The sequence below is a fragment of the Edaphobacter sp. genome, from assembly GCF_028283685.1.
Lineage (GTDB): Bacteria > Acidobacteriota > Terriglobia > Terriglobales > Acidobacteriaceae > Edaphobacter.
Genome location: NZ_JAPWKF010000010.1, coordinates 340,789 through 353,642, shown reverse-complemented (window position 1 = coordinate 353,642; position 12,854 = coordinate 340,789). Strand labels below are relative to the sequence as shown.

At 63.9% G+C, this 12,854-nt stretch carries 10 protein-coding genes; 4 read left to right on the top strand and 6 right to left on the bottom strand.

From position 1 onward, the window contains the following. Positions 1–4 precede the first annotated feature (4 nt). Positions 5–1,252: an ABC transporter permease gene (locus tag PW789_RS19585; protein ID WP_299380160.1), complete on the bottom strand. Its 1,248-nt coding sequence runs from the start codon at positions 1,250–1,252 to the stop codon at positions 5–7. A 14-nt stretch (positions 1,253–1,266) separates the two neighbouring features. Beyond that, positions 1,267–2,496, bottom strand: coding sequence for an ABC transporter permease (locus tag PW789_RS19580; protein WP_299380156.1), 1,230 nt, complete (start codon positions 2,494–2,496; stop codon positions 1,267–1,269). A gap of 274 nt (positions 2,497–2,770) precedes the next feature. Here PW789_RS19580 and PW789_RS19575 point away from each other — a divergent pair, with 274 nt between their 5' ends. The 3 genes from PW789_RS19575 (at position 2,771) to PW789_RS19565 (ending at position 7,064) form a co-directional block, all read left to right on the top strand. Beyond that, complete coding sequence (locus PW789_RS19575; RefSeq protein WP_299380153.1) at positions 2,771–3,592, top strand: alpha/beta hydrolase; 822 nt, start codon at positions 2,771–2,773, stop codon at positions 3,590–3,592. Between the two features lie 248 nt (positions 3,593–3,840). Continuing rightward, the gene (locus PW789_RS19570; RefSeq protein WP_299380151.1) at positions 3,841–6,375 is read left to right on the top strand and encodes an ABC transporter permease; all 2,535 of its coding nucleotides are present in this window, start codon (positions 3,841–3,843) and stop codon (positions 6,373–6,375) included. Positions 6,376–6,545: 170 nt separating this feature from the next. Beyond that, complete coding sequence (locus PW789_RS19565) at positions 6,546–7,064, top strand: DUF4142 domain-containing protein (RefSeq protein WP_299380148.1); 519 nt, start codon at positions 6,546–6,548, stop codon at positions 7,062–7,064. A gap of 190 nt (positions 7,065–7,254) precedes the next feature. Here the strand turns inward: PW789_RS19565 and PW789_RS19560 are convergent, their stop codons facing one another. Both PW789_RS19560 and PW789_RS19555 read right to left on the bottom strand, forming a co-directional pair. After that, the gene (locus PW789_RS19560) at positions 7,255–8,211 is read right to left on the bottom strand and encodes a DUF1080 domain-containing protein (protein WP_299380145.1); all 957 of its coding nucleotides are present in this window, start codon (positions 8,209–8,211) and stop codon (positions 7,255–7,257) included. A 144-nt stretch (positions 8,212–8,355) separates the two neighbouring features. Then, entirely contained in the window at positions 8,356–9,129 is a 774-nt protein-coding gene (locus tag PW789_RS19555; RefSeq protein WP_299380142.1) for a hypothetical protein, read from the bottom strand. Between the two features lie 309 nt (positions 9,130–9,438). Between PW789_RS19555 and PW789_RS19550 the strand changes: the two genes are divergently transcribed. Then, entirely contained in the window at positions 9,439–10,584 is a 1,146-nt protein-coding gene (locus tag PW789_RS19550) for a c-type cytochrome (protein WP_299380139.1), read from the top strand. Between the two features lie 126 nt (positions 10,585–10,710). Here the strand turns inward: PW789_RS19550 and PW789_RS19545 are convergent, their stop codons facing one another. Together PW789_RS19545 and PW789_RS19540 are read right to left on the bottom strand one after the other, a co-directional pair. Beyond that, the gene (locus PW789_RS19545) at positions 10,711–11,355 is read right to left on the bottom strand and encodes a TetR/AcrR family transcriptional regulator (RefSeq protein WP_299380137.1); all 645 of its coding nucleotides are present in this window, start codon (positions 11,353–11,355) and stop codon (positions 10,711–10,713) included. Then, positions 11,352–12,794, bottom strand: a complete 1,443-nt coding sequence (locus tag PW789_RS19540) for an MATE family efflux transporter (RefSeq protein WP_299380135.1) — start codon at positions 12,792–12,794, stop codon at positions 11,352–11,354. Before PW789_RS19540 ends, PW789_RS19545 begins: the two co-directional genes overlap by 4 nt. Positions 12,795–12,854 lie beyond the last annotated feature (60 nt).

Sequence of the window (12,854 nt, the reverse complement as noted above, 5' to 3'; positions counted from 1 at the left end):
CGCGCTACTCGTAGCGCAGCGCGTCAATCGGGTTCAGATTCGCAGCCTTCCACGCCGGGTAGATGCCGAAGATCAGCCCGATGGAGCACGAGCACAGGAACGCCGCAGCGACCCACACCAGCGAGACGGACGATGACAGGATGTAGCTCAGACCGAAGGCGAGGATCGACCCCAGCAGAATGCCGATCAGGCCGCCGAGGGCGCACAGCGTCACCGCCTCCAGCGTGAACTGCGCGAGGATGATGCGCTTGGTTGCGCCAATGGCCTTGCGCACGCCGATCTCGCGCGTGCGTTCGGTGACGGAGACCAGCATGATGTTCATCACGCCCACGCCGCCTACCATCAGGCCCACGGCGGAGAGTCCGAACATCAACAGAAAGAGCGAGCCGGTGATCTGCGTCCACAGGCGCGTGATGGCGTCGGAGCCGAAGATGGCGAAGTTGTCGTCGGCCTCGTTCTTCACCTTGCGGCGGCGACGCAGCAGGTCGGTGATGGAGTCGATGACGGCGGCCTTGTTCTTCTGGTCGTCGAACTTCACGCTGATCCAGTAGTCGAGGATCTCGGGGTGTAGCTTGTGAAACGTGGTGATGGGGAAGTAGGCGAAGTTGTCCTCGGGGTTTTTGCCGCCGCCGAAGGCGGCCTTCTGCTTCTGCAGCGTGCCGACGACGGTGAAGGTGAGGCCCTCGATCTGCACCTCTTTGCCCAGGGGATCCTCTTCCCCGAAGAGATCTTCGGCGGTGTCGTGGCCAAGCACGGTGACGTTGGCCGTACGCTCCTCATCCTGCTCGGTGAAGTAGCGGCCCTGCTTGATGTCCCAGTCGTAGACGTCCTTCGACGAGGTGGTATCGCCCTCAAGCGAGACGCTCTGCACCTTGCGGCTGCCATACTTGGCGGTCACCGAGCCGGCGTTGAAGTCGAAGTTCTGATAGCGCAGTGAGGGCGAGACGGCTGCTACGTGCGGCAGCAGCGCCATGGCGTCCGCATCTTCTTTCGTCAGCTGCTTGCGGGTGAGCATCTCGGTGGTGGGGCGCACGCCGATGACGGGGAAGCGGAAGACCCAGATCACGTTGGTGCCCATCGCCTCCACCATGCCCGAGACCTGAGAGTTGAGGCCGTTGATCACCGACGAGATCGCGATCACCGTCACCACGCCGATGACGATGCCGAGGATGGTCAGGCCGGAGCGCAGCTTGTTGGCGCGCAGCTGGTCGAAGGCCATCCTGACTGCTTCTTTTTGATCGGCGAGTTTCATGTAGCTCCTATGCGTTACATCTCCGACCGCAGCGCGACGATCGGATCAAGATCGGCTGCCTTGCGTGCGGGGTAGACGCCGAAGAAGATGCCGACGCTGCCTGCGACGAGAAGACCGGCGAGGATGCTCCAGAGAGCGATCGAGGAGGGAAATCCGAGCAGCACGGTGACGATCTGCGCGACGCCCATGCCGCCGATGACGCCGATAGCTCCTCCCGCCAGCGCCATGGTGGCGCTCTCGATGAGGAACTGCAGCAGGATATCGCCGCGCTTGGCGCCCAGCGCCTTGCGCACGCCGATCTCTCGCGTGCGTTCGGTGACGGAGACCAGCATGATGTTCATGATGACGATGCCGCCGACCACCAGAGAGATGCCGGCGATGGCCACGGCGACGGCCTCGAAGCTGGAGCTGATGCTCTTCCACAGGCCCACAAACGTATCGCTGGTCTCGAGCGTGAAGCTGTCCGGCGCGCCGGGCGGGTCGTGGCGCTGCGAGCGCAGCAGCTGGCGTGCCTCGTCGCTGGCCAGCTCCAGTGAGTCAGCGGTCGCCGCGCCCGCCTTGGCATAGACGGTGAGCGTCTTCTGCGTGCCGTAGGTCTTCTGGTAGGCGGAGAGCGGGACGGAGACCCAGTTGTCCTGGCTCTGGCCGAGGGTCTTGCCCTGCTTCTCGCCGAGGCCCACGATCAGGTACGGCACGCCGTCGACGCGGATCTCTTTGCCGATAGGGTCGTCGCCCTTGAGCAGGTTCTCCTGAATGTCGGAGCCGATGAGGGCGACGTGCGCGCCGTGATCGTCGTCGGTGGGCGTGAAGCCGCGGCCCTGCACGATGTTGAGGTTCTGCATCTCGGGCATGGCCCAGGTCTGGCCGCGGATGACGGTATCGGTGGAGGACTGGGTGCCGAAGACGATCTTGCCGGTGGTGGTCTGCTGCGCGCCGATCTGCTCGCAGTGGCGGCAGTGCTCGGAGAGGAAGAGGTAGTCGTCGAACAGGATGTTCTTCCGCTTCTGGAAGGCGGTGTACTGCTCGTAGCTGGTGATGATCTGCGGCTGCTTGCTCAGCGTGAAGGTGTCGGCGCCGTACTTGTTGATCTTGCTGGCGACATAGACGTTGGCGCCGTTGACCAGCGTCACGACGGCGATGACGCTGGCCACGCCGATCACGACGCCAAGCAGCGTGAGGATGGAGCGCAGCTTGTTGGCCCAAAGCGATTGCAGGGCGATCTTGATGGCTTCCTTGAATTCCATAGCAGTCTGCGGCCGTAATCCGTGATTTCTCTGTGAATAGCGAGGGTATCAGCTACCCACAGGCAAAGCGAGGTTGCTCCTCCCAGGCGATTGCGTTATTTGTAGGGGAGGGTCCGCCAGGTATTGGCAATGAGGTGGAGCTTTTGCTCCCGGAACGCCCGACACCTTTTGTCAGGGCGCCGCATCCAACGCAGGCCGGCAGGTCGCGCCGCAGCAGGCGGCCGCTTCGATCGAGCCCGGACAACCACCAAACGAAGAGCGATAGGAGAATGTCATGCCGTTTATCAAGACCAACGACAACACGGATATCTATTACAAGGACTGGGGTACGGGGCAGCCGATCGTCTTCCATCACGGCTGGCCGCTCAGCTCCGATGACTGGGATGCGCAGATGCTGTTCTTTCTGCAGCACGGCTATCGCGTCATCGCCCACGACCGGAGAGGCCACGGGCGTTCGACGCAGACCGCGACCGGCCACGAGATGGACACCTATGCCGCTGACGTGGCCGCGCTGACGACGGCGCTGGATCTGAAGGACGCCATCCACATCGGCCACTCGACCGGCGGCGGCGAAGTGGCCCGTTACGTGGCCCGTCACGGCAAGGGCAGGGTCGCCAAGGCCGTGCTGGTGAGCTCGGTGCCACCCATCATGGTGAAGAGCGAGAAGAATCCTGGCGGCCTTCCGATCGAGGTCTTCGATGGCTTCCGCGCACAACTCGCCGCCAATCGTGCGGAGTTCTATCGCCAGGTTCCCCTCCCGTTCTACGGCTTCAACCGTCCGGGCGTGAAGACGCTCGAAGGCGTGGTGGGTAACTGGTGGCGCCAGGGGATGATTGGAGCTGCCCACGCTCAATACGAGTGCATCAAGGCGTTCTCGGAGACGGACTTCAGCGACGACCTGGCCGCGATCGATGTGCCGACCCTGGTCCTGCATGGCGATGACGACCAGATTGTGCCCTACCAGGACGCTGGCGTGCTCTCGGCGAAGATCCTCAAGAACGCGAAGCTGAAGATCTACCCCGGCTATCCGCACGGCATGCTGACGGTTCACGCAGACGTCCTCAACCCGGACCTGCTGGAGTTTATCCGCAGCTAGTCTTTGGATCTGGCAGCAGTCTGGATCTATTGGATCGCTTCACCAAAAAGAGCGGCGCGGCTCCTGTCGGGGGCGCGCCGCTTCTGCGTCAGGGACTGGCCCGAGGTGTCCGGGCATGAACAGGCAATACCATCCCTGAACAGGGCACCTTTTCTCTCTCATCCCCAAGCCATTGAAAATAAAGAAGATTTATTTGGAAGGGCATTTGCACTGGAAATGGCAGAACTTTGGACCGAGGCGGTACATCAATGACAAGCCTGATGCAGGACATAACCTTCGCGCTGCGCCAGTTGCGCAAGGCGCCGGGATTCACCCTGACGGTGTTGCTGACGCTGGCGCTGGGCATCGGCGCCAACGCGGCCATCTTCACGCTGGTCCACACTATCCTGCTGCGTGACCTGCCCGTGGCTGACCCGGCTACGTTGATCCGCATCGGCGACGGTACGGGCTGCTGCTACCTGGGCGGGCCGCGCGATAACGGCCTCTACTCCATCGTCTCGACCGACACGTATCACTATCTGCGGGCCAATCTGCCGGAGTTCGAAGACATCGCCGCCATGCAGGCGGGCATCGGCCACAGCAGGCAGACCATCCGTCCCGACGCACCCAACGAGCTGGCACGCGCGGCCATCATGGAGGGCGTCAGCGGCAACTACTTTCGCACCTTCGGTCTGAAGCCCGCCGCCGGACGTATGTTGACCGACGCCGACGATATGCCGGGCGCGCCCATCGTCGCCGTGCTCAGCTACGCCGCCTGGCAGAACACCTTCCACCTCAACCCGGCCGCCATCGGCAGCACGCTGTGGGTGAACACCAAACCCGTCACCATCGTCGGCGTCGCTCCACGCGGCTACTTTGGCGACCGTCTGGCCAGCACCCCGGCCGAGGTCTACGTCCCCATCGAATCGCTGACGGTTCTGACCAACGCGAGCTTCGTTCACACCCAGCCGACGCAGTGGTTGACGGTCATCGGCCGCGCCAGGCCCGGCGTCACCATCACGCCTCAGCTGCAGCAGAAGGTCAACGGCCTGCTGAAGCAGGTGCTCGGTACCTACGGCGCCTACAAGGGCTCTGACGGAGCGATGCTGCTGGCCAAGGCACAGGCTCCGCTGGTCCCCGGCGGCGCGGGCATTCAGTTCATGAAGGATCGGTATGCCGACAACCTGCGCCTGCTGATGGCCGCCGCCGGACTGGTGCTGCTGATCGCCTGCGCCAATATCGCCAACCTGCTGCTGGTGCGCGGCATGGAGCGCCGCACCGAGATGAGCGTGCGCACCGCGCTGGGCGCGCGCAGGATAAGGCTCGTCCGCCAGATGCTCACCGAGAGCCTGGTGCTCTCGGCGCTGGGTGGCGCGGCCAGCCTGGCCATCGCTTACCTGGGCACGAGGATGCTGATCGCACTCGCCTTCCCCGGAGAGCAGAGCATCACGCTCGACGCCACCCCGTCGCTGCCGGTGGTGGGCTTCGCCTTTCTGCTGGCGATGGTCACCGGCGTCTTCTTCGGCGTGGCGCCTGCGCTGATGGCCGCAAGAGCCCAGCCCGCCGACGCGCTACGCTCCGGTTCGCGCAGCACGACCGGCGGAGCCAGCAGGCTGCAGAGCTCGCTGGTGGTGCTGCAGACCGCCCTCTCGCTGGTGCTGCTGATTGTTGCCGGACTCTTTACGCAGAGCCTGGGCAAGCTGCAGTCCGCCGAGACCCACCTGGACCCCACCAACCGCTATGTCGTCCACTTCAATCCGCAGGCAGCAGGTTACAAGACGACCGAGCTGGAGGCGCTCTATCGCAACGTGGAGGATCGCTTCCACCAGATCCCTGGCGTGGTTAAGGTTGGCATCTCCAGCTATACGCCCATGGAGGACAACAGCTGGGACGGCTATGTGCAGATGCAGGGCGAGCCCTCGCGGCATAAGCTGGCGGCCTACGACAAGGTCACCCCCGAGTACTTCGACTCGATCGGCACCCATGTGCTGGCCGGACGCAGCATCAACCCGCAGGACACCCTGAACGCGCCGACGGTGGCGGTCGTCAACCAGCTCTTCGTCAAGGAGTTTCTGCACGGCGCCAACCCCATCGGGAAACGCTTCGGCTCGCCCGAGACGCAGGGCAATGATGCCACCATCGTCGGCGTCGTGGAAGACTCCTCCTACGCCAGCGCCCGCTGGAAGAACCGCAGCATGTTCTTCCTCTCCATGACGCAGCGGCAGGGCGGCGACCCCAGGCCGGTGGAGGAGGACGGCAGCTTCTACGCCGGAACGATGGTGCTGCAGACCAGCCATCCGATGAGCGATCTTGAGTCGCTTACCCGCCGGACCCTCTCTTCCATCAACCCCAACCTCACGGTGACCAAATACGAGACCTTCACCGAGCAGATCGCCGACCGGTTTACCAACGACCGCATGGTGGCTCGCCTGACCACGCTCTTTGGCGGGCTGGCCCTGCTGCTGGCCGCGCTCGGCCTCTACGGCGTCACGGCCTACGGGGTCGTCCGCCGCACCAACGAGATCGGCATCCGCATGGCGCTGGGCGCCGAGCGTTCGAGTGTCGTGGGTCTCATCCTGCGCGGAGCTGCGATGCAGCTGCTGCTCGGGCTGGCCATCGGCGTGCCGGTGGCGCTGCTGTCGGTGCGCTTCATCAAGTCGCAGCTCTACGAGATCACCGGCGCGGGCGTCGGTGTGATGATCTTCGCCGTGACGATCCTGGCCGTGGCCGCGTTCGTCGCCGGCTTCATTCCTGCACGCCGTGCCGCCTCCATCGATCCGATGCAGGCGTTACGAACGGAGTAGGTGTCTCCTCAACGCCTGCCGCGGCGTGCTCATGCGGTGCGGCAGGCGCTTTTTTCTGAGGGGAGATCTCCGTGCATATGGACAACCCGCTGCGTGCATCGCGCCTCAGAGCTTAAAGTACGACGCACGCAGATCGAGGCCGCGACGCCTCACTTCGGGAGTGTTCCCACATGAAAATCTTTCATAAGCTTGTCTGTTACACCCTGCTGGCGGGTGCGACAACGCTTCTTCCTGCCATCGCTCATGCAGCCGCAGCGCCCTCTGACGCCGATAAGGAGTTCCTTGCCAAGGCGGCGCAGTCCGACGTGAACGAGTACAAGCTGAGCCAGCTCGCCGTGCAGAAGACCTCCAATCCTGACGTAAAGGCCTTTGCGGAGAAGATGGTCGATGAGCACATGAAGATGACGCTCTCGATGAAGCCCTTCGTCATGGCGTGGGGACTGACGGCCCCGGTGGATCTCGACGAGGACCACAAGACGGAGTACATGAAGCTGAACGGCCTCAGCGGCGCGGCCTTCGACAAGGAGTACATGGACGTGATGGTCACCGACCACACCAAGGGGCTCGACCTGTTCACCGACGAGGCGAAGGATACCAAGGATGCGAAGTTCAAGGCTGCAGTGGTGAAGGGCAAGACCATCGTCGCCGCGCATAAGAACATGGCCTACGACCTCCAGAAGAAGCTCTGACGAAGAAGCTCCAGCCGAAGAGGCAATCGACGACGAAGTGAAGATGGCCGCGCAGAGAGAGTCTCTGCGCGGCCATCATTGTCTACAGCCGAATGACGGGCTTCGGCCTCACTCGCGGAACGCATCCTGCTTGCCCGAACAGTGACTGGCACAAAACGGGCAGGCAGCAGACGCGCATTCCAAACAGAACTTACTTCTTCGGGACTGAGATGGTGATGTTGCGGTAGAGGATGACACCGTGGTGATCGCCCTGCAGATAGAACGGTCCCGGCTCGGACTCATTGCTGTCGAGTGCGCCGCCGGTCGGGCCGGGAAGCTCGACGTTGTCGTGGTACATCTTGCCGTCGCGCAGCACCGTCACATGTCTGCCGACCAGGGTGACGTCGAAGGTTGTCCACTTTCCGAGGTTGTTCTCCGCACCCGCAGGCGGCGGATACCAGCTGTAGATCGCTCCCATCTCATGGGACGGGAGCTTGCCGCCTTCGGTGCCCACCTGCAGCTCATAGCGGCCGCGCAGATAGATGCCGCTGTTCCCGCCTTCCGGGCAGTTCACTTCGATATGCAGCTTGAAGTCCTGGAACTTTTCCGTGGTCATGATGTTGGCAGCCCCGTGCCCTCTTTGACCGGGCACCTCGGGATTGTCATTCACCAGCTCGCCATTGCGCGCCACCCACTTGTTGTTGTCGACGTTTCCGATCGGCTCCCAGCCTTTAAGGTCTTTGCCGTCGAAGATCGGTCTGGGCTTGGTCCACTTCTTGGGCATAGGCCGATCGAGCAAAGGCGCCTTCACGCCGGCAAGCGTTGGGCCGCTGGCATCACCCTGCTTTTCGATGCCGGTCAGTTTGCCGGCGCTGGGGGAGGTGAGCTCCCAGCTGATCTCTGAACCGGGGTGCGCTTCCCCCACATCCACGATCAGCTTGCCCGACTCGATGCGGGCGCCGGTAATCGGGTGCCATGCGCCGCCCCTGGGCTGGATGCGACCTTCAATTTTTCCGCCGCTCTCCGTAAGCTCTATCCATTGCGGATAAGGTTTTCCGGTGGCAGGGGTCACGGTCATGTCCCAGCGACCGAGAAACGCTTTGGTGTCTTGCGCGGCGACGGTCGAGGCTAACGCGGTCGCCAGGATGGAGACAAACAGGCTCTTCATTTTCACGCGTTTGAGTGTAACGGTTTTCTCCCCATGCCTGTCACCTGCTCTCTCGAGAGCCTTGAAAAGGGAGGGAGTTCCTTCTGTCTGCGCTGACTCTATCAAGCCATGCGTGGATCGGCCCTCGCTGGCGATCGCTGCTTTTTATCGCGGTGAGGCGGCCGGGAGCGGAACGGTTTCGGCGGCGGCGGCGTGGTGGGGCCGGGGAACGGCACGCAGGCTGAAGCTCGCGATGGCAGCGGGGCTGGAGTCAGGCCGCACCTGCAGGGTGCCGAGGACCTCGTTCGCCTCCGGGGTCTGGTCGCGGAGCCGGAAGACGAGGACGCCGGGCTGGATCTCTTTGGCCGAGAGCAGGTTGAAGCCGCCGGTCTGCTGCCGAAGCTCAATCTGTGCCGCCGCCGCAGAGGCGAGCGCGACGTTGGGCAGAGCGTCGCCCAGCGCGGGGTAGCTGGACTTGTTGAAGGCGGCGAGCCAGTTGTAGAGCAGCTGACCGGCGGGGGTATTGGGGATCAGGCCCACCTGGTCGCCGAAGCGGGGCAGGCGCACGAGGATGGTGGCGTGGACCGGGCTGACGTGGTCCCCCTTGCGGGCGGGGACGGGCGCGTCGGCGGGATCGCCGAGATAGATGGTGTCGACCTGGTTGGGATCGTCCTTGTCGTCATCGGGAGAGGTCTTGTTGGCCGCATCGGCGGAGCGGGTAGAGCCGGGCTTGTCGGGGGTAAAAGGCATATGTCCGTTATGACCCAGGGCATAGAGGACCGAGGAGAGTGCAGCGACGGCAGCCACGATCGCAAGCAGGATGGCCGCGGGGCGAAGCGGCTGGCGGCCGCTGAGATAGAAGCTGGGGGCGGCGAGCGGAGGCATCTGGCTGGAAAGGGGCTGCTCCATCACGGGATGGTCCTCGACTGGATGGTCCATGACTGGGTTCCGCGGAGCCGGCTCAAAGCCTATCCGGCTCGATTCTGGCCGACACCAGTAGTGTAGACGGCTGCCGGAGACGGTCGCCATCTCCCCCGGATTTTCCGGAGAGTGCCCTTCTTTCGGGCCGGGAGCTTCGTAACGGTCTCGAAGATAAGGGCGTCGGGCGATGGTTGCGCAGGCTCAAACGCTCCTGCTGCGCAACTTCGCCGGGGTAAGCGGTTGCAAAACCTGCACGTGCCTGTGTAGCCTTCGGTGCAGGGAAGAGAAGAAACCTTCCCATAACGCCAGCACAGGAAAATCGGATTTATGACTCGGAGCGTTCGTCTCCAGTACGGGAAAGCAGTACCGTTTGCAGCTATGGTCCTGGCGCTTGCGCCGCTGGCCGGCTGTCGCCAGGACATGCATGACCAACCGAAGTTCTTCCCGCAGCGCGGCACCACGATGTTCGCCGACGGTCGCTCGGTGCGGCCGCAGGTCGTCAATACCGTGGCGCGTTCGCAGGCAGAGTCTCCCAGCTACTTCACGACCGGTCTGGTCGAGGGCGGCGCTGAGGGCGACGGAATGCCTTATAAGGTCACGCCTGCCGTGCTCGAGCGCGGCCAGGAGCGCTACAACGTCTATTGCACGCCCTGCCACTCGCGTGTGGGCAACGGCAAGGGCATGGTGGTGGAGCGCGGCTACTATGCGGCGACCAGCTTCCACAGCTACCGCCTGCGCAGCGCCCCGCTGGGCCACTTCTTTAATGTCATGAGCAACGGCTACGGCGCGATGCCGGACTATGCCGCGCAGATCACCCCGGTCGATCGCTGGGCGATCGCGGCCTACATCCGCGTGCTGCAGCTGAGCCAGAATGCCACCCAGTCCGATGTGCCCTCGGGCGCGCACGTGATGCCGATTGCGGCGGTGGAAGAGAACGCAGGCTTCTCGAAGAACTTCCTCGCCGCCTGGCTGGAGAAGCCGCACGCCAACTACGTGGTGCCCGCGATGGCGACCCCATCCGCCACCACGACGCCTGCTCCGGTGACGACGCCAACGACGGTCTCGCCGCTGGCTGCAGCCTCTGCCGGAGCCAAGGCCCCGGTCGTCGGCGGTTCAGCCGCCGGTAAGGCGACGCAGATGGCCGCGTTGAAGACCCCGGCTGCTCCTGGTGCTCCTTCCGGTCATCAGGATGCTGCACCGGCTCCGGCCAAGGCAGCAGGCGGCGCGGGCAACGCAGAGCACGGCAAGGCGCTGTACTCGGCCAACTGCTCGATGTGCCATCAGCCGAACCGCGCGGGCATGCCGCCGGTCTTCCCGTCGCTGGTCGGCGTGGTGGATCGCGTGGGCGAGAAGCGCGTCCGCACCGTGGCCAAGGAAGGCATTCCCGAGGGCAAGCCGCCGATGCCTCCGCATCCCAACCTGACCGACGACGATATCACGGACCTGCTCGCGTTCCTGAAGACCAAGCCGTAAGCGAATCGTGACGTTAAGAAGAGCCCCGGGCCGTTTGGCCTGGGGCTTTTTCTGTCTGGATGTGCTGCGGGGATGGCAAACAAGAAGGGAATGGCAAACAAAAGCTGTCTGTTGGGGCCTGGTGCCCTATCGCCGCGCGGGACCGGGCTTCGCGATGGCCCGCAGCGCCAGCTCGACACGCTGCGCAATGGACTCGTCGGTGAGCATTCTTGTGACACCCTCCTGCAGCAGCTGCGGTCCCTGGTCGGGCTCGCGCTCCTGCGAGGCGGCGACGACGATGGGCGTCTTCACCGTGCCCATGCAGAAGCCGATGATCTGCTGCACGGCCAGCGTGTCGTCGACGTAGCCGTCGCGCTGGCACTCCTCGATCAGAGGCGTCAATTCGGTCGTCTGCAGCAGGACCCTGTCTAACAGATGTTCGGTGACGTCGGGGTCCTGGTTGAGGAAGTCGCGGTACATGGCCAGCGCCAGGCGGCGGTGGTCGCGGTAGGAGTGACTCATCGTGAGCAGAAAGCAGCGCAGCCGCTCAATGGAGGGAGCCGAGGCCGGCAGTGGAATCGCGTTGTCGACGCGGGACTCCTCGGCCAGCGCCTCCAGCACCTTGCGGATGAAGTTCGACTTCGAGCCGAAGTAGTAGCTGAACATGCCGAGGTTGACCCCGGCCTCGTCCGCGATGCGCTTCAGGCTCATGCCGCTCGCACCGACCTCGGGGTACAGCCGCTTGGCGGTCTCGATCAGCAGCTGGTCCTGATTGCGTGAGGGGCGGCTCATCGCAGCCCCTCCTCCACGATCTCCTCGTCGGTGATGGCGACCTTCAGCTCTTCTTCGTCGGTGAGGCGCTTCTTCTTCCAGCCTCCAGCGGCAAAGCAGATGCCGGAGATCAGCGCGCCCGCGATGTTGCTGACCGGGAACGACCACCACATGCCGTCAGCGTGCAGCGACGTGTGCTTCGACAGGATGTAGAGCGTGGGAAACTGCACCAGCCACTGCGAGACCAGCGCGATCGTCATCGCCATGACGGTGTTGCCGCAGGCGCGGAAGACGGCGATGAAGCAGAACTGCACGCCGATCAGCCCCCAGGCCAGCGAGATGATGCGGACAAAGTGCGCACTCTGGGCGATCACCTCGGCGTCGTGCGGCACAAAGAAGCCGACGATGTGCGGCGCGAAGACCCAGGCCAGCACGCCGACCACGGTGAGTCCCAAAAAGCTCGCCACCGCTCCCAGCACGGCGACGCGCGAGGCGCGTTCCGTCTTACCCGCGCCGATGTTCTGACCCACCAGCGTCGAGACCGCGATGGAGATGCCCATCGCCGGAATGATGACCACCTGCAGGATGCTGGAGCCGACGCCGTAGGCCGCCGTGGTCAGCGTGCCGAAGCCGGCGGCGAAGAATGACAGCACCACCATGCTCAGGCCGCGCGTCGACAGCTCCACCGAACCCGGAAGCCCCAGCGCAAAGGCGCGGCGGATATAGGTTGGGTCGGGCCGCAGCTCGTTCCAGTGCAGGTGAATACCATGCTTGCCGCGAGCGAAGATGACGATACCGATAACGACGGCGAGCCCCTGCGTGATGGCGGTCGCCATCGCAGCGCCCATTACGCCATGCCCTGCAATCGGTCCCCATCCGAAGATGAACAGCGGGTCGAGGGCGAAGTTCATCAGCACCGTGCCCAGTACGATCAGCAGCGGAATGCGCGTCTCGCCCACGCCGCGCATCAGCGCCTGGAACATGGCATAGCCGAAGACGAAGACGATCGACACGAAGGAGACGCGCAGAAAGCCGAGCGCGTCGTGATAGACGTCGGGTGCGACCGCCATCTTGTGCAGCAGGAACGGCGCAACGGCAAAACCCGCGCCGCCCAGCACTGTCGAGGTGACGGCGACCATCAGCATGGTCTGCCCGGCAACGTGGTCCACCATCTTCTGATTGCCCGCGCCCATGTACTGCGCCGACAGCGTGGCTCCGGCGATGGCCAGGCCCGATCCCAGGGCGATGATGAGAAAGGTGACCGGAAAGCTGACCGCCACGGCGGCCACGGCGGAGGCTCCAAGACGGCCCACCCAGAAGGCATCGGTCAGCTGGTAGCCGGTCTGCAGGATCTGTCCCAGGGTGATCGGCAGCGCCAGTTTGAACAGCGCGCGGCCGATGGGCCCTTCGATCAGCATCGCTCTTCGTTCGGCGGTGAGGGCGTTCATGGTTGCGGCCATTGGCGATCTCCTTGGGTGATTATTATATGGATGTATAGTTATCGCGGCCGATGCAATATT